Below are 21,199 nucleotides of genomic sequence, written 5' to 3'. Positions count from 1 at the left end.
GTGCGTCCGGCCCCCGGGGCGAATCAGGCCTGCTCGTTAGGCTGGACCGCATGAGCGCCCGCGGATACGCCACCGAATCCGAAGCGACCGCTTCCTCCCTCACCCTGGCACTCGCCCCCGCGCTGACGCGGGAGGGCTTCACCGCTTCGCCGAGCTTCTTCCATGGCTTCGCCACCGAGCCGCGGGCTGTGGCACAGGGGCTGGTCGCTCTCGCCGACATCACGGCGACGCGATACTTCCAGCCGGTCCCCACGACGATGCGGGACCCCGTGCTGACCGCGCACGGCGATCGCCTTCGCGCTGAGGTGTTCTCCGCCGACAACAGCGTCTATGCGCGACTGGACCTGCTCTCATCGGGACTCGACGGCGGCGAGATCTCGTACGGCACCACCAACGTGGACATCGGCCCCGCCATGCGTCGCACCCTGGCGGCCATCACGCGCAACGATCTCCTGCACCTCGACGTCGGGAACGATGGCCTCAACGCCGCCACGCCAACCACGTCCGCCGTCGAGCGGCCGGTCACCATGCCCGACCGCTGGGTGCGTGCGCTCGGCAACGCCGCCGAGGTGCACGCGTCGCTCGTGGCGCGCTTCACCGTCGCCGCTGCGCCGGCCCGCGCGTTCGTGGCGTCGTTGCCGCCGTCTACAGGCAGTGGCCGTGACGGCTGGCTCACTCCGACGCCCACCGGCATCCGCGTCGCTCCGCGAGCGAGCACGGACGCCGTCCATGTCAGCGGGCTGCACCGGCTCAGCGGCCTGAAGCGTCTGCTCACTCAGCTGCAGTCGCTCACCGTGTACGGCCCCCGCGATCGCACCGCTGGCGCGGCAGCGGTGGAGATCGAGATCCCGGGAGCCCGGCTGCTGGTCGCCCTCACGGAGAACGCCACCCGCGGATACTCGGGCGAAGGTGCCTTGCTGGCCTCCCTCGCTGCCACCGACGTGCTGGACAACGCTGCCGTGCTGTCGGCGCTCCTGTCCTTCGATCCCCGCATCGACATCGATCGCCTCGCTGCGGACGCCGCGCTCTCGGCCGGTGAAACACGCGAGTCACTGGCTGTTCTCGCCGCTTCCGGTCGTGTGGGCTGGGACGTGCGAGAAGAGGCGTACTTCCATCGCGAGCTTCCGGACGATCCGGATCGCATCGACGGCGACAACCCCCGGCTGGTGCGCGCCCGCCGCATCATCGCCGCCGGCGGAGCCCGGCGCACCGCGGATACCTGGACCGTGGACGCGGCCACGAGCACGCACATCGTCCGCACGACGACACCGGATTACTCCTGCACCTGCGTCTGGTACGCCCGCCACGGCAGCAGCCGCGGACCATGCGCACACGTTCTCGCCGTGATGATCTCAGAAGGGACGGCCTCATGACCGCCGCCATCACCACCGACCCCGCGCTCGCAGAGTCGCTGCGGATCTTCCGCGAGCTCGGATGGGAGAAAGCGAGCAGCGATGATGTCCTGACCCTCCCGCTCGGCACCGTGCAGCAGCAGAAGACCGCGAAGAACGGTCTGTTGACGGGCGAATGGTCATCGCTCGGGCAAACCGGCGACAACAGCTGGGGATGGATCAACCACGTCGGGGTCGACACCGACCTGCTCGGCGCCTTCGCCATCCGGCTCGGCGTTCCCGCCAAGCGAGCCGTAGAAGTCTTCCCCACGGGTCTGCCCGTGGCGGCACAGGGTGAGCTGCTGGCCTCTCGGGGCGAGAAGTTCCTCTCCCAGTTCCTCGCTCAGCGTCGCGCCCGCGTGCGATTCGCCGGTGCGATCGCGTACGCCGTCTCCAGCGCGCCGGACATCCCGATCCCGAACGACCCCGGCTATCTGGAGAGCTGGGCGACGCGCGCGGACTCGGCCATCCGCGTTGCCGACGGCGAGACCACCGGGTTTCCCGAAAACCTGCTCCCCTACGAGACCGTGGCCAGCCGATTCGCCGAACACCTTCGCGCGGTACTGACCTCCGGCGTCACGACCACCGGGAACTGGATCGGGGTGATCGGACGAGGTGTGGCCCGCGGCCTCGTCGACCGCGACGAGGCGCGCGACCTCGTGCTGCACGCTATGGAATCCGCCCAGCGTCCGATCGATCGCAAAGAGTTCGCGACGGTGCTGATGGACGACCTCGGCGCCCCCGACGCCTACGTCCTCGAACACGTCGGCGTCGTCGTGTCGGCGCTGTCGTTCGGCGACGATGCCCTGATCAACAGATTCGCCCCGATTCTGCTCGCCACCGCAGACGATGACCTCACCCTCCAGGTGATGCTCATCGGGCTGTCCGCCAAGAGCGCCAAAGCGAAGGCCGGCGTGCTGGAAGCGGCATTGGCGCACCCCGCCCCTGCTGCCGAGACGGCCGCCATCATCGGTGAATCCGCCGCCGATCTGCGGACGGCGAAGGACAAGAAGGTGAGCAAGCTCGCCGCGCGCTTGATCGACGAGTGGGGGCTCGACGCGGAGGAACCAGCGGCCGCAGCCCCGGCAGCTCCCCGCGGCCTCTGGCAGCGGACGCCTGCGCTGGCGCCCGTACCGCGTTTCGATGCCGGGCCCGCGACCGTCGAGAACCTCACGGCGCTCACGTCCGCGTTGCTGGCGGGGGCGGGTGAGTCCCTCGATCTGCCCGTCGAGCGGTTCCTCGCGACGGCGAACGCGGTCGCGCGCAATGACATCGAGGGTGTCCGCGGCGCCCTCCGCACCGTGCCACAACGGTGGACTCCCGGCCTGCACCCGGTACACGGCTGGCGTACCGGCGGGAACATCATCGGCTCCGACGAGCACGATGAGAACTCCCACCGTCGCCAGTACGACAGCGCGCCCCGCGCCTGCGCGGCCGCGGTCTTCCAGCGCCTCGGAGAGATCCCCGTGCTTCTGTCGACGCCCAGCTGGGACGACTATCGCATCGACCCGGGCGATCTCGCCGACCGGCTGGATCGCTATGCCGCAGATGACACCGCCGTGCTCGAAGCGGATCTGCAGCTTGCACTTCCGCGCATCGACCGAACCCTCCTCAGCGATACCGTCCGTGCCCGTCTCCACTCTTCTCCCGTGCCGATCGTGCTGCAGGACGGCAACACGATGCCGGTCACAGCGGGAGAGGTGCTCGCCGCGTGGTTCGCCACGCCGTTCGAGCACCCCGGCGAGGACGACGACGGCTTCGTCAACCCGATTCCCGCCCATCCGGCGCTCACCGGATTCCCGGATCGTCGCGGCACAGCCCGGGCGGTGCCGTTGACCGAGTACCCGAACTGGGCTGACAGCGAGCCGGGCTGGCGCCAGCCCGGACCCGCCCTGCTGCGAAGCATCCCCAACGGAGAGATTCCGGCCTCTGCTCTGCTCGCGTTCGGCGACGAGGGCGGCCTCGGGCTCGACGCCGCCATCACCGCCTGGCAGAACGGCGTCCTTCTGCCGGGCGTCGCACGCGCCCGTCAGCTCAGCTGGCAGGGCGGCATCTCCGCGATCGCGTCGCGCGTGCGGTCCTGGGAGGAGCTCGCCGGGGCCGGCATGCTGTCCGTCGTCTGGCCGCTGACGGCCGACGTCGTCGACGCCTGCGCCTCGAGCACCCGCATCCCGCCCGGTGTCGCCGAGGCGATCGAGTTCCTGGAGCGGATGCTGCCGGAGGTGGAGGCAGCCATCGCGGCGGGGCTGGCCGCACCCGACGTGCTCGCGCTGCCCGGCGTTCGCACCATCGCCGCGCGAACCGGCTCGTCCAATGCCGTCGTGGCCGCTCGCCGGCTGGTGCCGCTGCTCCCCGACGTCGCTGCGGTACCCGAACCCGAGCCCGAACAACTGACCGATGAGCAGTTCGCTGCCGCCTGGCCCGCCGTCCCCGACCCTGCCGTCATCGCGGACGGCGCCTCGCTCCAGTTCTCGACGATCCCCGCCAAGCGGGGGTCGGTGTTCCTCGTCACGCTCACGCTCGCCGACGGCAGCGTGCACGAGTTCAGCAGCGGATGGGCGTACGGGCTCGCCAACGAAGGAATCGCGTCGCTCGGCACGTCGTGGCTGGGCTACGACCCGGCACAGGGTGCGCTGGTGCATCTCACCGAACGGTCCCGCTCCCGGGACGCCGTGCTCTCCCGGTCACTCGTCGTGCTCTTCTTCGCCACTCAGCTGCAGCCGACCCCCGAAACCTACTACTTCGCCGAGGCCACGGAGAACATCCTCGGCCCCACCCGCGTGGCTGACGCCGTCGAGGTCATGCTGGCCTCGGAGCACTTCGACCCGTCGATGCTGGTGCGGCGTCTCTCGCAGTACCCCGCCATGCTTCCCTCCCTGTACCCGGTGCTGACCCACGCCATTCGCCATGCCAGTGCGCTTGAGGGAACGCCACCGCGCTGGCTGGTGCGGATCATCGACGTGGCCACGGAGTTCGCACCCGCGTTGCGGGCGGCGGCTGCGCGAGACGCCATGTTCCCCGAGGACGCGCGATGGCCCGGCCTCGCGCACATCGCGGCGACGACGAAGTCCGCCGCCGTCAAGCGCAAGTCCGCCGCGCTGCTCGATCTGCTCGATCTCCCGCGCTGACAATGCGTGAGGGGCGCCCGGTCATCCGGACGCCCCTCACGCGGAACTCTCTCGTGCGCGACGCTCAGGTCACTGCGGCGCGAGGCCGAGGTCATCGAGATCGATGGCCGAACGCCACTCCAGGCCCTCTGCCTCGATCGCGGCCTGTGCTCCGGTCTTACGATCAACCACGACCGCCACGGCTACGACGTTCGCGCCGGCGGCGCGAAGCACCTCGACAGCCTTCAGCGCGGACTGGCCGGTGGTGGACGTGTCCTCCACGACGACGACGTCCTTGCCCTCGACCTCGGCACCTTCGATCTGACGGCCGCGCCCGTGGTCCTTCGGCTCCTTGCGGACGACGAACGCATCCAGCGGCGCATCGGACTCGGAGGAGGCGTGCATGACGGCGTTCGCGATGGGATCAGCACCCAGCGTCAGTCCGCCGACCGCCGTGACGGTGGGAAAGTCGCGCAGCAGTTCGCGCACGATGCGGCCGATGGCGGGAGCTGCCCGGTGATCCATCGTGAGCCGGCGCATGTCGACGTAGTACGACGCCTTCTTACCGCTGGACAGCGTGAAGTCGCCGTGGAATACGGCCTCAGCCTTCACCAGGTCGATCAGCTTCTGACGGTCGGCTTCGAGCTCAGCGGTCGGCATCGTGGTCATGCTCCGATTCTACGGTTTCCGTCCTCATCTGCCGCGCGGAGGGCAACCGCTGCGGCACCGATCAACGGGCCCTCGCCGTGCAGCGCACTGCGCACGACACGGGCACCGCGGGCGTAGTCCAGCACGGCGTGCTCGGTGAGTGCGGCCTGCACCAGCTCGATGTAGTCCGGGGCCGACTGCGAGAAGCCGCCGCCGATGGCGATCACCTCCAGATCCAGCAGCGTGGCCGCGTCGGCGAGCCCGCGTGCGACGGCGTCTGCAGAGCGGACGATCGCCGCACGGGCCACTTCGTCACCCTCCGCCGCATCGCGGGAGAGGTCTTCACCGCTCTCCCCGGCCCACCCCTGCGACCGCGCCCAGATGACGCTGGCCGGCCCGGAGGCGATCTCCTCCAGTGTGGCCCCGTACTCGGCGACATGCGTCTGACCCAGATGTCCGGCATTGCCCGAGCCGCCAGCGATCAGACGCCCGTCCATGACGATCCCGCCACCGACGCCCGTCGATACCACGATCGACATCGATGCGCGCGAGCCGACGGTCGCGCCCAGCCATGCCTCGGCGAGTGCCAGGCAGCTGCCGTCATGCCCGATGCGCACCGGCACCACCCGGCCGAGGGCCGCCGCCGCGACACCGGCAGCGTCGGCCGCGAGCTGGTAGCCGTGCAGACCCGGCATGTTCACCGGCGCGATCGCATCTCCGCCGTCGCGGAACGGTCCTGCTGAGCCGATACCGACGGCGACCACATCAGAGGAGTCCGCAGCGCCACAGACACCGGCGATCACCTCCGCGAGCGCCAGATGCATGGATTCGGGAGTGGAGTCGCAACCGGTGGGGCGGCGCACCCGCGTCCCCGGGCGCACGGTGCCATCGGCCTCGATGAGTGCGCCTTCAAGCTTGGTGCCGCCAAGGTCAAGTGCCAGAACGGAAGTCATGCGTCCACTGAATCATCCATCGGAGGGCACTTTCGGCCTTGTGACGACAATTCAGCTGCGTGTCAGGATGCGGGGCGCTCCCAGCGGCGGTTCTCGAGACCTTCGAAGGACTCATTGAACCGACGCGCCAGCACGGCGAACGTCCGGCTTTCGTCGTCACCCCACCCGGCTGTCACCCGTTCGAGCGCCTCCTCATACCGGGCGCGCTCCGCGATCAGACGCGTGCGACCGGACGCGGTGACCCGGAACTTCCGGGCCACGCCGCCCTCCGGATCCTCGATGCGCTCGGCGTGCCCGTCACGGACGATGGCCGCCGTCTGGCGGTTCAGGGTGGAATCATCCAGCCCCAGCGCCTCGCGCAGCTCGCGGATCGTCATCGGTCCCGAGAGCTCAAGCCGATTGAGCAGAAGGTACGCGCTGCGATCAAGGGGAGGCTGCTCCCACTGCACCTGACGATGCAGATGATTGAGATGCCGCAGCATCATCATCATCTCGAATTGAAATGCGCTCGATGAATCGCCCATTGTGCCCCCGCACGTCCAGCTGGTCTCCGTCCCCCTGGAGACCTCGATCAGTTCCCCACCGATCGATACCCAACTTCTCCTCGCGTTCACGAGTAACACAAGTCTGACACACCCTCGCTGCGGGAGCGCTGCGCTTTCCACTGTTCCGATTCGGGTGGGCGTCCTAGGGTGGCACTGACGACCGCACATCAGGAGGGAGCCGACGTGTTCGATTTCGACCCGTACCAGCAGCTCGCCACGCTGCGCTCATTCGACCGGCTGGAGCTCACGAGCTCCGACTTCGACGACGGCGCACCGCTTCCGCCGACGGCGTGGGGCGCCGGCACCATCCCGGAGGGAGCGGACGTGTCACCGCAGCTGTCGTGGAGCGAGGTTCCGCAGGGAACACGATCGCTGGCCCTCAGCGTGTTCGACCCCGATGCGCCCACCGGTTCCGGATTCTGGCACTGGGCGGTGTTCGACCTGCCCGCGGACCTGCGCTCGCTGCCTGCTGGTGCCGGATCGGGCGATGCGACGGCTCTTCCCGGCGGCTCGGTCACCCTGCCGAATGAGATGCGGCTGTCGCGCTACATCGGTGCCGCTCCCCCCGCCGGCACGGGCACCCACCGCTACTTCTTCGTGCTCGATGCGCTCGATGTCACCCACCTCGAGATCGCCGAATCAGCGACTCCGGCGATCCTCGGATTCAACCGGCACTTCCACTCGCTCGCCCGCGGCGTGCTGATGGGGACCGCGACCCCCGCGTGAATCGATGTCCGACGCACGACCTAGGCTGGTCGTATGCGTCTGGCCACCTGGAATGTCAACTCCGTCCGTGCGCGGGTGAACCGCATCGTCGACTTCGCCGTGCGCGAGAACGTCGACGTCCTCGCCATGCAGGAGATCAAGTGCAAGCCGGAGCAATTCCCCTACGCGCCGTTCGAGGAAGCCGGCTACCAGGTCGAAGTTCACGGCCTGAATCAATGGAACGGCGTGGCCATCGCCAGCCGCCTGCCGCTCGAAGACGTGCAGATCGCGTTCCCCGGGATGCCCGGCTTCGCGAAGGGACATGAGGGCCCCGACGCCCCGCAGGAGGCGCGGGCCATCGGCGCCACCATTGACGGAGTGCGCGTGTGGAGCCTGTATGTGCCCAACGGCCGTTCGCTCGATGACCCCCACATGGCATACAAGCTGCACTGGCTCGGCGCTCTCGCGCAGCACACGCAGGACACCCTCGCCACAGATCCGCACGCCCGCTTCGCCCTGGTCGGCGACTACAACGTGATCCCGTACGACGAGGACAACGGGGACCCCGACATCGTGGTGGGTCGCTCCACCCACGTGTCCCCCGAGGAGCGGGCGGCCTTCTTCGCCCTGCAGGAGGCCGGCGTCACCGACGTGGTCCGCCCCCTCGTGCCCGAGGGATACACCTATTGGGACTATCAGCGCCTCAAGTTCCCCCGCAACGAGGGCATCCGCATCGACTTCGTGCTCGGGTCTCCGGATTTCGCGGATGCGGTCACCGGCGCCTTCATCGCGCGCGATGAGCGCAAGGGCGAGCAGCCCAGCGACCATGTGCCGGTGGTCGTCGACCTGGATCTGGAGCCGGCTGATGACGACGACGTGCCGATGATCTTCGGCTGAATGAATGAGGGCCGCCCGACCGGGCGGCCCTCATTCGTCATGCCATGTCGGGAGGGCCCGATTCTGCCGTCGCCGGATCCATCCACAGGAACTCCAGGATGTTGCCGTCCGGGTCCGCAATGGCACGCGAGTACATGAACCCGAGGTCCTGGGGGTTACGCGGCTCGGATCCGCCCGCGGCGAGACCCGCAGCCGCGACCGCGTCCACGTCACCACGGGATTCGCGGCTCAGGGCGATCAGCACCTGCGTGCTCTGTGTGGCATCCGCGACGGGCAGCGTGGTGAAGGTCGAGAAATACTCACGGGTGAGGACCATGAAGAAGATGTTCTCGTCCCAGACGACGCTCGCCGCGTTCTCGTCGGTGAACAGCGGATTGATCTCGCATCCGAGCGCCGTGTAGAACGCCTTGCTGCGCTCCAGGTCATTCGATGCGAGGTTGACGAAGATCTGCGTCATGCTGATCCTTCCTTGTCGGTTCGCGGGGAGCGAGGGCTTCGAGGGTCATCGTGCCACGGGGCGCCGACATCGGAAAGGTGCATCTCCCCCGCGCGACGGATTCGCGGCGCAGCTCGTCCCCGCTACGGTGGACGGATGAACACCCCGCAGCGCCCGGCGGCGACCCCGCAGGAGTTGCGGATGGACATCTGGCTGGCGGGTGTGATCTTCGTCAGCGCGGTGATCAGCGCAGCCCTCACGTCCGTCTCCGGGGTGTTCGGCGCCGAGGCGGACCGCTTGCCGTGGGCCCTTGTCATCGCGGTGGCCATCTCGCTCCCGCTGGCCTTCCGCCGGCGGTTCCCGGTGAGCGTGATGGTGGTCGTGTGCACGGCGTACTTCCTTGCGGTCACGTTCAAGATCCCTGAGATCTACGCCGGAAACGTGTCGATGTTCATCAGCATCTACACCGTCGGCGCCTGGGTGAACGATCGCCGTCGCGCATTCATCGCGCGAGTTCTCATGATCGTGGCGATGTTCGTGTGGCTGCTCATCACCATGTTCATCGCCGCCACGGATCCCGACCCGCAGATCGATGAGTCGCTCTCCCGCGCCGGCGTCTTCAGCCCGTTTGTGGCGTACATGCTGATTCAGCTGCTCATCAACGCCGGCTTCTACGGCGGAGCGTATTACCTCGGCGACCGCGCTTTTCGCAGCGCTCTGGAGCGCGAGGCGCTGGGTCAGCGTCAGCGTGAGCTGGAGCACGAGCGCGAGGTCACCGCGGCCCAGGCGGTCGCGCTCGACCGCGTGAACATCGCACGCGAGCTGCACGATGTCGTGGCGCATCACGTGTCGGCGATGGGCGTGCAGGCCGGTGCGGCCCGCGCCGTCATGTCGGTGAACCCCGAAGCAGCCGGCGAGGCCCTCCGCGGGATCGAGGCCTCGGCCCGCAGCGCGATCGACGAACTGCACGGTCTCCTGGAGACGCTGCGTACTCCCGGCGATGCCGGTGCACCCGCGGATGTCGCACCCTCGACGCTGCGCGTCGAGCGGATCCCGGATCTGGTTGCCCGTGCCGTCGAGGTCGGCATGCCCACCCGCTTCACGGAGGTGGGATCCCCGCGGGATCTGCCGGACACCACCCACGCGAACCTGTTTCGCATCGCCCAGGAGGCCCTCACCAATGCCCGCCGTCACGGCGGACCACACGCGGAGGCGGACGTGCGGCTGCGGTGGGACGCTGAGGCGGTCGAGCTGGAAGTGGCCAACTCCGGACGAGACGCGCGCGCTTCCCGGGCAGGCCTCGGCCAGCTCGGCATGCGCGAGCGCGCGAGCGCCTCGGGCGGAACCATCGAAATCGGGCCACGGCCACGCGGCGGATTCCTCGTGCGCGTCCGTGTTCCCCTGACCCCGGGAGCCGCATGATCCGCGTCCTGCTCGTCGACGACCACGCCGTGATGCGATCGGGATTCCGGATGATCCTGGAGGCCGGAGGCGATGTGTCCGTCGTCGGCGAGGCCGCGACCGGCCTGGAGGCCGTGCAGCAGGTGTCCGCGCTGCACCCGGACGTGATCTGCATGGACGTGCAGATGCCGGATATGGACGGCCTGGAGGCGACCAGACGTATCGTGGCGGATCCGGCGGTGGCATCGGCGGTGCTCATCGTGACGACCTTCGACCGTGATGACTATCTGTTCGCCGCCCTCGAAGCCGGAGCCAGCGGGTTCCTCCTGAAGAACGCCGGCGCAGACGAGCTGGTCTCTGCGGTTCGCGTCGTCGCCGCCGGCGATGCGCTGCTCGCGCCCGAGGTCACCCGGCGTGTGATCGCCCGCTTCGCCGCGTCGAGTCCGGCCCCGTCACCGGTACCCGCGCTGGAGGGCACGCCGCTCGTGACGGCTGCCGGCGTCGCGATCGAACTGACCGAACGCGAGCGTGAGGTGCTGCGGCTGCTTGCCCAGGCCAGCAGCAACGCGGAGATCGCCGCGGAGCTCTTCATCGGCGAAGCGACCGTGAAGACGCACGTCTCGAACCTGCTCGCCAAGCTCGGGGTCCGCGACCGCGTCGCCGCAGTCGTGTTCGCGCATCGCAACGGCCTGGCCTGAACGCATCGACATCGACCTGAGGAGAAGGATGACATCCCCATCGCCTGAACTCGCAGCCCTGCTCGCGGATGCCGAGCGCATCCCATCCTTCGTGCTCGACTGGACCGGGGAGGATGAGCCGGGCGACATCGCGCGCTTCGCGCAGCAGCGCGCCACAGTCCTGGGCCTGGCGGAGTTCGTCTGGGCACCGGCCCAGCAGGAGGCCGCCACGGCCACGGCGGCTCGGGGCGATGCCGTCCCCCGACTGCTGGTGGCGGTGAACGAGGCGCTCGGCACGGTCGGGGGCGCACTGAGTCAGGTCGAGACCGGAGCAGATCACTACGAGCTGCTCGTCACTCGTCTGACCGACGCCGAAGCACTCCGCGCACTCACCGTCGACGGCCAGCGCATCGTGCCGGTGGCCCCGGCCGCCGATGCGCCGGTTCGAGAACGTCTCGTGACGGTTGTGTGCCCGACATGCGGCGCGATGAATATGTGGCAGCTTCCCGTGCCCGGCCCCGACATGGACGACGGCGACACGTGCAGCTCCTGCGACCGGGCCTTCTTCACGCCCGACGGTGATGCCCTCGACGGCGTCACCGTGGAGGTGGACGAGCTCACCTGAGCCGACATGGACGAAGGCCCCGGGCGGCGCTGTGCGCTGCCCGGGGCCTTCGTCGCGACGGATCAGGCGTTCGCGAGCTCCGCGGCCGGAACATAGCGGGCGATGAGGCGCTCGAAGGCTTCGAGGTAGGACACCAGGAATGCGGCGGTGTTCTCGTCGGCGATCTCGCCGTTGTCGCCGAACAGGCCGGGGGTCGACTGCACGTACCCCTCGGGCTGACCGAGCGTGGGCGCATCGAAGTGGTTGAGGATCGCCTTCAGGTGCTGCTGCGCGGCCGCAGTGGAGATGTTGCCGCCCGAGGTGCCGATGATGGCGGTGGGCTTGCCGGCGAAGGACCCCTGGCCCCACGGGCGAGCGGCCCAGTCCAGGGCGTTCTTCAGCACACCCGGGATCGAGCGCGAGTACTCCGGCGTGATGATGATGACGCCGTCGACATCGGCGATGGCCTGCTTGAAGGCGAGCGCCTCGGCGGGGTAGTTCGCGTCGTGGTCGGGCGAGTAGAAGCCCAGCTCGGCGATCGGGATCTCCACCAGTTCGGTACCCTCGGGCGCGATGGCGGCCAGCGCCTTGCCCAGCTTGCGGTTGATGGACGTGCTCGAGATGGACCCGACGATGTAGCCGATGGTGCTCATGTTCTTCTTTCGTGTGTGGGGAGCTTCCTGCTGCCACCGAGCACAACATCACCGCGTTTCGCGTCTATTCCCTATACATGCGAATGAATATTCTTCGGGCGTGTCGTGGTCGCCCACCCTGAGGCGGAGCTCCCCCGGCGGCAATATCCCCCCGTGGGGGGAGGTCGCCCGCGCAGCACGTTCATAGCGTGGAAGCACCGAAGAGAAAGGGCACGAGATGCTGCATCTGGAAGGACTGGTCAAGACCTATGGCGACCGGCGCGTGCTGGACGACGTGGGATTCGACGTGGCGCAAGGGCGGCTCACCGGTTTCGTCGGCGGCAACGGTGCGGGCAAGACCACGACCATGCGCATCGCGCTGGGCGTGCTGAGCGCCGACGCCGGCACCGTGACCCTGAACGACGCACCCATCACCGGCGACGACCGTCGCCGCTTCGGGTACATGCCGGAAGAGCGCGGCCTGTACCCGAAGATGAAGGTGCTGGAACAGATCGTCTACCTCGCCCGTCTTCACGGCTTCAGCCGTACCGAGGCAGCCCAGCGCGCGGAAGCGCTGCTCACCGAGCTCGGTCTCGGCGAGCGCCTGAACGACAAGATCGAGACGCTCTCGCTCGGCAACCAGCAGCGTGCGCAGATCGCGGCGGCGCTGGTCCACGAGCCCGAGGTGCTGATCCTCGACGAGCCGTTCTCGGGCCTGGACCCGATGGCGGTCGAGGTGGTCGCCCGCGTGTTGCAGAGCCGGGCGGCCGCAGGCGCCGCCGTGCTCTTCTCCTCGCACCAGCTCGACGTCGTCGAGCGCCTGTGCGATGACCTCGTCATCATCGCCGCCGGTCGTGTCCGCGCCCGCGGCACCCGTGATCAGCTGCGCGACGAGTTCTCCGAGCCGCGGTACGAACTCGTCACCTCCGGCGACATCGGCTGGCTCCGCGATGAGCCCGGCGTCACGGTCGTCGAGTTCGACGGCGGGTACGCCCGCTTCGACGTCGACGACGACGCGGCAGCGCACCGTGTGCTGCGCCACGCCGTCGAGCGCGGCGACGTCACCGCATTCACCCCCCAGCGGCCCACGCTGGCCGAGATATTCACGGAGGTCGTCAAGTGAGCACCCCAACCCCCGCCCGCGCTGTCAGCCCGCTGCAGGGCATCGGTCTCGTCGCCGAGCGGGAGATCATGTCCAAGCTGCAGAGCCGGGCCTTCGTCATCTCCACCCTCGTGCTGTTCGCCCTGGCTCTCGTCGCCGTCGTTGCGGGCGGTCTCACGGCCAAGCAGAGCTCCGACACCCCGGTTGCCGTCACCAGCGACGCCGCATCGTTCGTCGCCAACGTCCCCGGGCTCGACATCACCGAGGTCACCGATCGAGCCGCCGCCGAGCGCGCGGTCACGGATGAGAGCGTCGATGCGGCGGTCGTCGCCGATGCAGCCAGCCCCACCGGCTTCACCGTCATCGCGAAGACGTCCGCGCCCGACAGCCTCGTCATGCAGCTCGCCGCCGTTCCCACGGTGACGCTGCTGGAGCCGGACACCACCAACCCGGCGCTGCGCTACATCGTCTCGTTCGGATTCGGTCTGCTCTTCCTGCTCGCCGCCTCGACGTTCGGCGGCACGATCGCCTCGTCGGTGGTCGAGGAGAAGCAGACGCGCATCGTGGAGATCCTCATCTCGACGGTCTCGACTCGTACGCTGCTGGCGGGCAAGGTCCTCGGCAACACGGTGCTCGCGATCGTCCAGATCGTCGGAATGGTGGCCATCGCCGTCGTCGGCCTCATCGTCACCGGGCAGACCGATGTGCTGACGCTGCTGGGATCGGCGATGGTGTGGTTCGCGATCTTCTTCCTGTTCGGCTTCATCCTGCTGGCAGCCCTGTTCGCCGCGGCGGCATCGCTCGTGTCGCGCCAGGAGGACCTCGGATCCACGATCACACCGGTGACGATGCTCGTGATGGCGCCGTACTTCCTGGTCATCATGTTCAACGACAACCCACTGGTGATGACGATCATGAGCTACGTGCCGTTCTCCGCTCCGGTGGGCATGCCGATGCGGCTCTTCCTCGGCGAAGCGCAGTGGTGGGAGCCGCTGCTGTCGCTGCTCATCCTCGTCGTCTCCTGCGTCCTGGCCATCCTCGTCGGGGCACGGATCTACGATCACTCGATCCTGCGCATGGGCGGGCGCGTGAAGCTCGCGGAGGCTCTCAAGGGCTGACCTCCTGACCTGACATGACTGTGGCTCCGTCTCTCGGCGGAGCCACAGTCATGTCAGGCGATGCCGTCTCCTGCGAGCGCGTCGGCGGCACGCACGAGCGCGAGGTGGGAGAACGCCTGCGGAACGTTGCCCGCCTGCCGGCCCGCGCTCACGTCGTACTCTTCGCTGAGGAGCCCGAGGTCGTTCGTGAGGGCGCACAGCCGGTCCATCAGCTCGACCGCGTCGTCGCGACGGCCGGTGCGCGCGTACTGTTCCACAAGCCAGAACGAACACGCCAGGAACGGGTTCTCCGGCTCGTCGATGCCGTCCACCCCGGTTGCGGCACGGTACCGCATCAGAAGGCCGTCGCGCATGAGGTCTCGCTCGATGCGCGTGACGGTGGCGAGCATGCGCGGATCGTCCGGCGCGCAGAACCCGATCTGCGGCAGTACGAGCAGCGAGGCATCGACCTCGTCGGTCCCGAAGTACTGCGTGAAATGTCCGTCGGCAGACACGCCCCGGGTGTCGATGTCGATGCGAACCTCGTCGCGCAGTCGCTCCCAGATCTCGAGATCGCCATCGAGTCCGAACTCCCGCACCGCGCGCACACCGCGATCCAGCGCGGCCCAGATCATGGCGCGGGAGTGGGTGAAACGGTGCGGTTCGCCGCGGATCTCCCACAGTCCCTGGTCGGGCCGGTCGACGGTCTCCACCACACGACCGATCAACGCCCGCTGCAGCGACCAGGAGGAACCCTCCTCGGCGAGACCGGCGCGGCGCGCGTCATCCAACGCGACGATCACCTCTCCGATCACATCGGCCTGGAACTGGTCCACCGCGCCGTTGCCTACGCGCACCGGACCCGAGCCCTGGTAGCCGGGAAGCGTGGTCAGCTCGCGCTCGGGAAGATACCGCTCGCCCGCGATGCCGTACATGATCTGAACGTCGGCCGGATCGCCCGCGATGGCGCGGAGCAACCAGGACCGCCAGTGCCGCGCTGCGGTCAGGTGGTGGTGCCGGATCAGCGACATCAGGGTGAGAGACGCGTCCCGCAGCCAGACGTACCGGTAGTCCCAGTTGCGGGTGCCGCCGAACTGCTCGGGAAGGGAGGTGGTGGCCGCGGCGACGATACCGCCCGTGTCGCGATGCGTGAGAGCCCGCAGCACCAGCAGCGAACGCTTCACCTCGTCTCGATACGGACCTTCGCGGTGCAGGTCGGTGGACCAGCGCTGCCACCAGGTTCGAGTGCGACGCAGCAGCGCATCCACCTCGGGCATCTCCGGGTGCGGTTCGAACGACGGGTACCAGGTGAGCACGAGATCACGGACCTCGCCCTCCGCGATGGTGAAGCCGCCCACGTGACTGTTGTCCTCGGCCGTGAGCGCCACGCCTCGCAGCAGCATGGCATCAGGACCGGCGATTGCGGCGATCGCCGCGGGGCCGGCGTCTCGGTGCTGGCGCACCCAGGGAAGCGCGGCGGCGTAGTCGAAGCGGAAGCGAACCGTGGTCGCCATCTGCACCGATCCGCGGATCCCGCGCACGCGGCGGATGATGTGGGTGTGCGGTCCATCGATCGGCATGAGGTCCGTGACCTCCACGACGCCGGTGCCGGTGGTCCACCGCGTGATCAGCGTGAAGTCTTCCGACTCGTACTGGCGCTGAGCTTCGCCACCGTCGGCCGGGCTCAGTCGCCAGTGTCCGTGCTCCTCGTCACCCAGCAACGCCCCGAACACGCTCGGCGCGTCGAAGCGGGGCGGACAGAACCAGTCGATGCTGCCGTCTCGTGACACCAGGGCACCGGTGCGTGCATCGCTGATGAGGGCGTAGTCCTCGATTGCTGCCGACATGCCCCTGATTGTGCTCCCCCCTGCCTGGAAGCCCCATCCGAGTCATAGGGTGTGGGTGTGACCAACGAAAGCACGCTCGTGATCCTGGGGGCGACGGGTGATCTCACATCGCGTCTGCTTCTGCCCGCTCTCGCACAGCTGCTGGAGCGCCAGCAGGATCTGCGCATCCGGCTCGTGGGAGTGGGGCGCGAGGACTGGGACGAGTCGACATGGGTGACGCTGGTGCGCCGCACGTTCGAGGAGAACGCGGGCGCCGGGTGCCTGCGTTCGCTCACCTCGATCGAGTACCGGCAGGCCGACATCACCGCCTCTTCGGACATGTCGAGTCTGCTCGGCGAGCTGACCGGATCGATCGCGCTGTACTTCGCGGTGCCGCCGGCAGTCGCCGCGGCCTCGTGCGAGGCCCTGCGCTCCGTCGATCTGCCTCCGGGCATCATGCTCGCGTTGGAGAAGCCGTTCGGCACGAACGCCGCGAGCGCGGAGTCGCTGAACGAGCTGGTCGCGACGCTCGTCCCGGAGAACCAGATCTTCCGGGTGGATCACTTCCTCGGCCGATCCACCCTCCTCAACCTCCTCGGGGTGCGCTTCACCAACCGCGTGTTCGAGCCACTCTGGAACGCTGAGCACATCTCCCACGTCACGATCTCGTACGATGAGCAGCTGGGACTGGAGAGCCGGGCCGGCTACTACGACCACGCGGGTGCGCTCGTCGACATGATTCAGAGCCACCTGCTGCAGGTGCTGGCATTCGTTGCGATGGAACCGCCCGCAACGCTCAATGAGCGCGATCTGCGCGATGCGACAGGCGCCACGCTCCGCGCCACGCGGGTCTGGCGCGACGATCCCTCATCGTTCACGCACCGCGCCCGCTACACCGCGGGGTCGGTGGACGGTCGCGAACTTCCGAGCTACGTGGACGAGGACGGAGTGGATCCCGCCAACCAGGCGGAGACGCTGGCGCAGGCCACGTTCGGCGTGGACAACGCACGGTGGGAGGGTGTCCCCTTCACACTGCGCTCCGGCAAGGCGATGTCGCATCCGCGCCGGGAGGTGGTGGTGCATTTCAAGCCCGTGCGCCATGTCCCGGATGGTTTCACAGGAAAGGCCGAGGGCGCGGTCCTGCGGTTCAACCTGAACCCGGATCAGATGTCGCTGGAGATCAACGTCAACGGTGGCGAGGATCCGTTCGCGCTGCACCGAGCCGCGCTCGACGCCGATCTGGCGGGCGGAAACGCCAAGGCCTACGCTGAGGTGCTCTCGGAGCTGTTGCAGGGCGATCCCGCTCTGTCGGTCCGGGGCGATGCCGCGGTGCAGTGCTGGCGGATCATTGAGCCGATTCAGAAGGCATGGAAAGACGGCGTGGTGCCCCTGCAGGAGTACCCGGCGGGCGTCACCGACACGGTGACCTGGCCGGCACACTGACCTACTCCAGGATGAGATTCGCCACCACGTCTGCGGTGGTGCCGCCGAACATCAGCGCGAACTGACGCCCGGAGTCCGGTTCCGCACGCACCATGACGCCGATCCCATCCGATGCTGCGGTCAGGAACTCGTAACTGCGCCCGTCCGTACCGGAGACCCAGACGCTCTGCACACCGTCGGTCGACCCGGCGGAGAGCACCCGGATCAGCGCCTCCGTGGCCGCTCGTGCGTCTTCGTCGGAGATCTCGCCGTAGATGCCGGTGAGGGAAGTGGCCCAGAGCTCGCCGTTTTCATCCCCGAGGAAGGTCGAGCCGAGATCCATCCAGGTGCTTCCGGGGGCGACGGTGAAGTCGGCGCCCTCCGGGAGTGCGGACGCCACGTCGAGGGGAACGCGATCACCCGTCGGCTCGTGGGCCGGCGCCGTGGCGTCGGGTGTCGGCGCCGGGGGCTCGGGTGTCGGAGTGGAGGAAGGCGGGGCGGCGGACGGTGACGCGGCCGGCGTTCCCCTCTCCGGCGCGGGCGTACCCGAGGATGTAGTGCCGGGCTGCGCGGCACTGTTCCAGAGGATCTGCGCCTGGTTTCCGAGCCAGATCGAGAACATCACGATCAGCGTGATGACCACGGCGACCACGACCACGCCGATACCCAGCCAGAGCGCGGTGCGACGGCGCGGCGCGGCTGGTGCTGGAACAGGCGCATGCGGGTAGCTCGGTGGCGACGTCTGCCCCGGGGCGTGCGAGGGCGGAGTGTCCGGCAGCGATCCCGGAAGCGGAGGTGCTCCGACCTGCGGCGAAGGCGCCTGCGGGTATCCCGGCTGTGGTGCCCCGACATTCAGCGGTGGTGCCCCGTACACCGCCGCGACACCAGGCGGTCCGGCCGGTGCCGTCGGATACGACGAGGTCTCTGCTGGAAGCGGCACCGTCGGTGCGGTCTCCGACGCGGCGCCGCCTTGCCACAGCGGATTCGGACGGGCGCCCCAGCTGTGCGGAACGCCTGTCTGCCAGGCCTCGTTGGGACGCGCGTTCCAGGTTTCCGGTGCACCGGTCTGCCACGCGTGGTTGGGACGTTGCTCCCACTCGCGCGCGGGCTCAGCCTGCCACCCCGCAGCCTGGTGGGGCTGCTCGGCAGGCGCCCCGGTGGAGTCCGGCCCGGGCTCTCGCGTCGCCTCGTCGCCCATGCTCGCTCCTCGTCGCGCGGATTCTCGTCCTCACATGATGCCTGCCCGGACGTCTCCGCGGAATCCACCGGACGCGGCGAAGGCCCGCCCGGATGCGCCCGGGCGGGCCTTCGCTCTGCTCAGCAGTGTGTCACTCAATGATCTCCGCGTCGACCACATCGTCATCTTCGCTCACGGGAGGCACCGGCGCCGCAGCCGTGCTGGTCAGGGCGAGCCCCTGTCCATCGGCGGCGACATCGACCGTGACCATCGACCCGTCGCGCACGTTGCCCGAGAGGATGCCCTTGGCGAGGCGGTCCTGGATCTCCTTCTGCATCAGGCGACGCAGCGGACGGGCGCCGAACAGCGGGTCGTATCCGCGTTCGGCCAGCCAGGCGCGCGCATCCGGCGTCACCGCGAGGGTGAGCCGGCGATCCGCCAGCCGCTTCTGCAGTGCATCCACCGCCAGTTCCACGATCTGTGCGAGGTCGTCCTCGGTGAGGGCGTGGAACATCACCACGTCGTCGAGACGGTTCAGGAACTCGGGGCGGAACGCGTGCCGCAGTGCGTCCATCACCCCAGCGCGCTTGACCTCGTCGGACAGCGTCGGATCGATGAGGAGCTGCGATCCGAGGTTGGATGTCAGGATCAGGATGACATTGCGGAAGTCGACGGTGCGGCCCTGGCCATCCGTGAGCCGGCCGTCGTCCATCACCTGGAGCAGCACGTCGAACACCTCGGGGTGCGCCTTCTCGACCTCGTCGAGCAGCACCACCGAGTACGGACGACGCCGCACTGCCTCGGTCAACTGACCGCCCTGCTCGTAGCCGACGTAGCCGGGAGGCGCACCGACCAGACGCGAGACGGAGTGCTTCTCGCCGTACTCGGACATGTCGATGCGCACCATCGCCTGCTCGTCGTCGAAGAGGAACTCGGCGAGTGCCTTCGCGAGCTCCGTCTTGCCGACGCCCGTGGGCCCGAGGAACAGGAACGAACCGGTGGGCCGGTTCGGGTCGCTGATTCCGGCACGCGACCGACGCACGGCGTCAGCCACGGCGGCCACGGCCTCCTTCTGGCCGATGATCCGCTTGCCGAGCTCGGCCTCGAGACGGACGAGCTTCTCCCCCTCGCCCTGCATCAGGCGTCCGACGGGGATGCCGGTCCAGGCCGAGATGACATCGGCGATGTTCTCGTCGGTCACCTGGTCCCCGACCATGCGCTCCTCGCTGTTCTCCGCCTTCTCCGCTTCGCCGAGCTCGCGCTCGAGCGCCGGGATGTCGGCGTAGAGCAGCCGCGATGCCCGCTCCAGGTTGCCCTCACGCTGGGCACGCTCAGCTTCCGAGCGCGCTGCATCGAGCCTCGTCTTGAGGTCACCCACGCGGTTCAGGGTCGCACGTTCCTGGTCCCAGCGCTGCTGCAGGTCACGCAGGCGCGACTCCTGCTGCTCGAGGTCCTCACGGAGCTTCTTGAGCCGGGCCCGCGATGCCTCATCCTTCTCCTTCTTGAGGGCGAGCTCCTCGAGCTTCAGCCGGTCCACGTGACGACGCAGCTCATCGATCTCCAGTGGAGCGGAGTCGATCTCCATGCGCAGGCGTGACGCGGCTTCATCGATCAGGTCGATCGCCTTGTCGGGCAACTGACGCGAAGGGATGTAGCGGTGGGACAACGACGCAGCGGCGATCAGCGCGCTGTCGGCGATGGCCACCTTGTGGTGCGCCTCGTAGCGCTCCTTCAACCCGCGGAGGATGGCGATCGTGTCCTCGACCGTCGGTTCGCCCACGTAGACCTGCTGGAATCGACGCTCGAGCGCCGCGTCCTTCTCGATGAACTCGCGGTACTCGTTGAGCGTTGTCGCACCGATGAGCCGCAGCTCGCCACGGGCGAGCATCGGCTTGAGCATGTTGCTCGCTGCGACGGAGCCTTCCCCGCCACCGGCACCCATCAGCACATGCAGTTCGTCGATGAAGGTGATGATCTCACCGTCGGATTCCGTGATCTCTTTCAGGACGTTCTTCAGGCGCTCCTCGAACTGGCCGCGGTACATCGCACCCGCCACCAGTGCCGACATGTCCAGCGAGATCAGCCTCTTGCCCTTGAGGCTCTCCGCCACGTCGCCGGCGATGATGCGCTGGGCGAGCCCTTCCACCACCGCCGTCTTTCCGACGCCCGGTTCTCCGATGAGCACCGGGTTGTTCTTGGTGCGGCGGGTGAGCACCTGGCTGACCCGCCGGATCTCCGAGTCTCGTCCGATGACCGGATCGAGTTTGCCCTGGCGAGCTCGTTCGGTCAGATCAATGCCGAACTGCTCGAGGGCGCTCTGCTGGTCCTCCTGACCGGGGTTCTGTGTTGCGTTCATCTGTCTCCTTGAAGTCTCTGCGCAACCCATCTCTTACAAAGTTGAGTCGCTATGGCTCAACTTTACCACCGCCGCCTCCATCCCGCTAGAGCTTCCTCGACGGAGGCATGTCGTTGATGAACCTCCCAGCAGGGTCCGTTAATGTATTTGTTTGGATCGGTTACAAACCCCGACTTTTGTGACGGATCCTCCCCCCGATATCCCCGTCCCCCACAGAAAGCAG

18 protein-coding genes are annotated in these 21,199 nt (G+C 68.3%); 10 read left to right on the top strand and 8 right to left on the bottom strand.

What is annotated here, in order from left to right; translation table 11 throughout:
• Positions 1–50 precede the first annotated feature (50 nt).
• Together ACIQJ5_RS13150 and ACIQJ5_RS13145 are read left to right on the top strand one after the other, a co-directional pair.
• Positions 51–1,373, top strand: coding sequence for an SWIM zinc finger family protein (locus ACIQJ5_RS13150; RefSeq protein ID WP_402844651.1), 1,323 nt, complete (start codon positions 51–53; stop codon positions 1,371–1,373).
• Positions 1,370–4,519, top strand: a complete 3,150-nt coding sequence (locus tag ACIQJ5_RS13145; protein WP_402844649.1) for a hypothetical protein — start codon at positions 1,370–1,372, stop codon at positions 4,517–4,519. The genes ACIQJ5_RS13150 and ACIQJ5_RS13145 overlap by 4 nt, the downstream gene beginning before the upstream one ends.
• Positions 4,520–4,588: 69 nt before the next feature.
• Here ACIQJ5_RS13145 and pyrE read toward each other — a convergent pair whose 3' ends face one another.
• From pyrE to ACIQJ5_RS13130, 3 genes are all read right to left on the bottom strand, one after another.
• Entirely contained in the window at positions 4,589–5,167 is a 579-nt protein-coding gene (pyrE, locus tag ACIQJ5_RS13140) for an orotate phosphoribosyltransferase (RefSeq protein WP_231091422.1), read from the bottom strand.
• A complete protein-coding gene (locus ACIQJ5_RS13135) occupies positions 5,164–6,099 on the bottom strand; it encodes an ROK family protein (RefSeq protein WP_402844647.1) in 936 nt (311 codons plus the stop codon). The genes pyrE and ACIQJ5_RS13135 overlap by 4 nt, the downstream gene beginning before the upstream one ends.
• 62 nt (positions 6,100–6,161) lie before the next feature.
• Positions 6,162–6,590 carry a MarR family winged helix-turn-helix transcriptional regulator gene (locus ACIQJ5_RS13130; protein ID WP_231091420.1) on the bottom strand — a complete coding sequence of 143 codons (429 nt, stop codon included), beginning with the start codon at positions 6,588–6,590 and terminating at the stop codon, positions 6,162–6,164.
• Between the two features lie 201 nt (positions 6,591–6,791).
• Here ACIQJ5_RS13130 and ACIQJ5_RS13125 point away from each other — a divergent pair, with 201 nt between their 5' ends.
• Together ACIQJ5_RS13125 and ACIQJ5_RS13120 are read left to right on the top strand one after the other, a co-directional pair.
• Positions 6,792–7,370: a YbhB/YbcL family Raf kinase inhibitor-like protein gene (locus tag ACIQJ5_RS13125; RefSeq protein WP_402844644.1), complete on the top strand. Its 579-nt coding sequence runs from the start codon at positions 6,792–6,794 to the stop codon at positions 7,368–7,370.
• A 33-nt stretch (positions 7,371–7,403) separates the two neighbouring features.
• Positions 7,404–8,246 (top strand): exodeoxyribonuclease III, encoded by an 843-nt coding sequence (locus ACIQJ5_RS13120; protein WP_231091419.1) that lies wholly within the window; start codon positions 7,404–7,406, stop codon positions 8,244–8,246.
• Between the two features lie 37 nt (positions 8,247–8,283).
• On the opposite strand, the gene ACIQJ5_RS13115 is transcribed toward ACIQJ5_RS13120, so the two are convergent.
• The gene (locus ACIQJ5_RS13115) at positions 8,284–8,703 is read right to left on the bottom strand and encodes a VOC family protein (protein ID WP_402844641.1); all 420 of its coding nucleotides are present in this window, start codon (positions 8,701–8,703) and stop codon (positions 8,284–8,286) included.
• Positions 8,704–8,838: 135 nt separating this feature from the next.
• On the opposite strand from ACIQJ5_RS13115, the gene ACIQJ5_RS13110 reads away from it, so the two are divergent.
• The 3 genes from ACIQJ5_RS13110 to ACIQJ5_RS13100 are packed head-to-tail and all read left to right on the top strand — an operon-like array spanning position 8,839 to position 11,385.
• Positions 8,839–10,104 carry a sensor histidine kinase gene (locus ACIQJ5_RS13110; RefSeq protein ID WP_231091417.1) on the top strand — a complete coding sequence of 422 codons (1,266 nt, stop codon included), beginning with the start codon at positions 8,839–8,841 and terminating at the stop codon, positions 10,102–10,104.
• Positions 10,101–10,781 carry a response regulator gene (locus ACIQJ5_RS13105; RefSeq protein WP_402844638.1) on the top strand — a complete coding sequence of 227 codons (681 nt, stop codon included), beginning with the start codon at positions 10,101–10,103 and terminating at the stop codon, positions 10,779–10,781. Before ACIQJ5_RS13110 ends, ACIQJ5_RS13105 begins: the two co-directional genes overlap by 4 nt.
• A 28-nt stretch (positions 10,782–10,809) precedes the next feature.
• Positions 10,810–11,385 carry a hypothetical protein gene (locus tag ACIQJ5_RS13100; protein WP_402844636.1) on the top strand — a complete coding sequence of 192 codons (576 nt, stop codon included), beginning with the start codon at positions 10,810–10,812 and terminating at the stop codon, positions 11,383–11,385.
• Between the two features lie 62 nt (positions 11,386–11,447).
• On the opposite strand, the gene ACIQJ5_RS13095 is transcribed toward ACIQJ5_RS13100, so the two are convergent.
• Entirely contained in the window at positions 11,448–12,017 is a 570-nt protein-coding gene (locus tag ACIQJ5_RS13095) for an NADPH-dependent FMN reductase (RefSeq protein WP_231091414.1), read from the bottom strand.
• A gap of 217 nt (positions 12,018–12,234) precedes the next feature.
• Between ACIQJ5_RS13095 and ACIQJ5_RS13090 the strand changes: the two genes are divergently transcribed.
• On the top strand, positions 12,235–13,119 hold the full coding sequence (locus ACIQJ5_RS13090; RefSeq protein WP_402844633.1) for an ABC transporter ATP-binding protein: 885 nt from the start codon (positions 12,235–12,237) through the stop codon (positions 13,117–13,119).
• Positions 13,116–14,216, top strand: coding sequence for an ABC transporter permease (locus tag ACIQJ5_RS13085; RefSeq protein WP_231091412.1), 1,101 nt, complete (start codon positions 13,116–13,118; stop codon positions 14,214–14,216). Before ACIQJ5_RS13090 ends, ACIQJ5_RS13085 begins: the two co-directional genes overlap by 4 nt.
• 53 nt (positions 14,217–14,269) lie before the next feature.
• Here ACIQJ5_RS13085 and ACIQJ5_RS13080 read toward each other — a convergent pair whose 3' ends face one another.
• Entirely contained in the window at positions 14,270–16,042 is a 1,773-nt protein-coding gene (locus tag ACIQJ5_RS13080; protein ID WP_402844629.1) for a glycoside hydrolase family 15 protein, read from the bottom strand.
• A gap of 57 nt (positions 16,043–16,099) precedes the next feature.
• Between ACIQJ5_RS13080 and ACIQJ5_RS13075 the strand changes: the two genes are divergently transcribed.
• Positions 16,100–17,464 (top strand): glucose-6-phosphate dehydrogenase, encoded by a 1,365-nt coding sequence (locus ACIQJ5_RS13075; protein WP_402844626.1) that lies wholly within the window; start codon positions 16,100–16,102, stop codon positions 17,462–17,464.
• 1 nt (position 17,465) lies between these two features.
• Here ACIQJ5_RS13075 and ACIQJ5_RS13070 read toward each other — a convergent pair whose 3' ends face one another.
• Positions 17,466–18,641 carry a hypothetical protein gene (locus ACIQJ5_RS13070; RefSeq protein ID WP_402844623.1) on the bottom strand — a complete coding sequence of 392 codons (1,176 nt, stop codon included), beginning with the start codon at positions 18,639–18,641 and terminating at the stop codon, positions 17,466–17,468.
• Between the two features lie 130 nt (positions 18,642–18,771).
• Positions 18,772–20,976, bottom strand: coding sequence for an ATP-dependent Clp protease ATP-binding subunit (locus ACIQJ5_RS13065; protein ID WP_402844620.1), 2,205 nt, complete (start codon positions 20,974–20,976; stop codon positions 18,772–18,774).
• Positions 20,977–21,199: the final 223 nt, after the last annotated feature.

The organism is Microbacterium sp. GXS0129 (assembly GCF_044769785.1).
Classification (GTDB): domain Bacteria; phylum Actinomycetota; class Actinomycetes; order Actinomycetales; family Microbacteriaceae; genus Microbacterium; species Microbacterium nymphoidis.
This window is presented reverse-complemented; position numbering and strand designations above follow the sequence as displayed.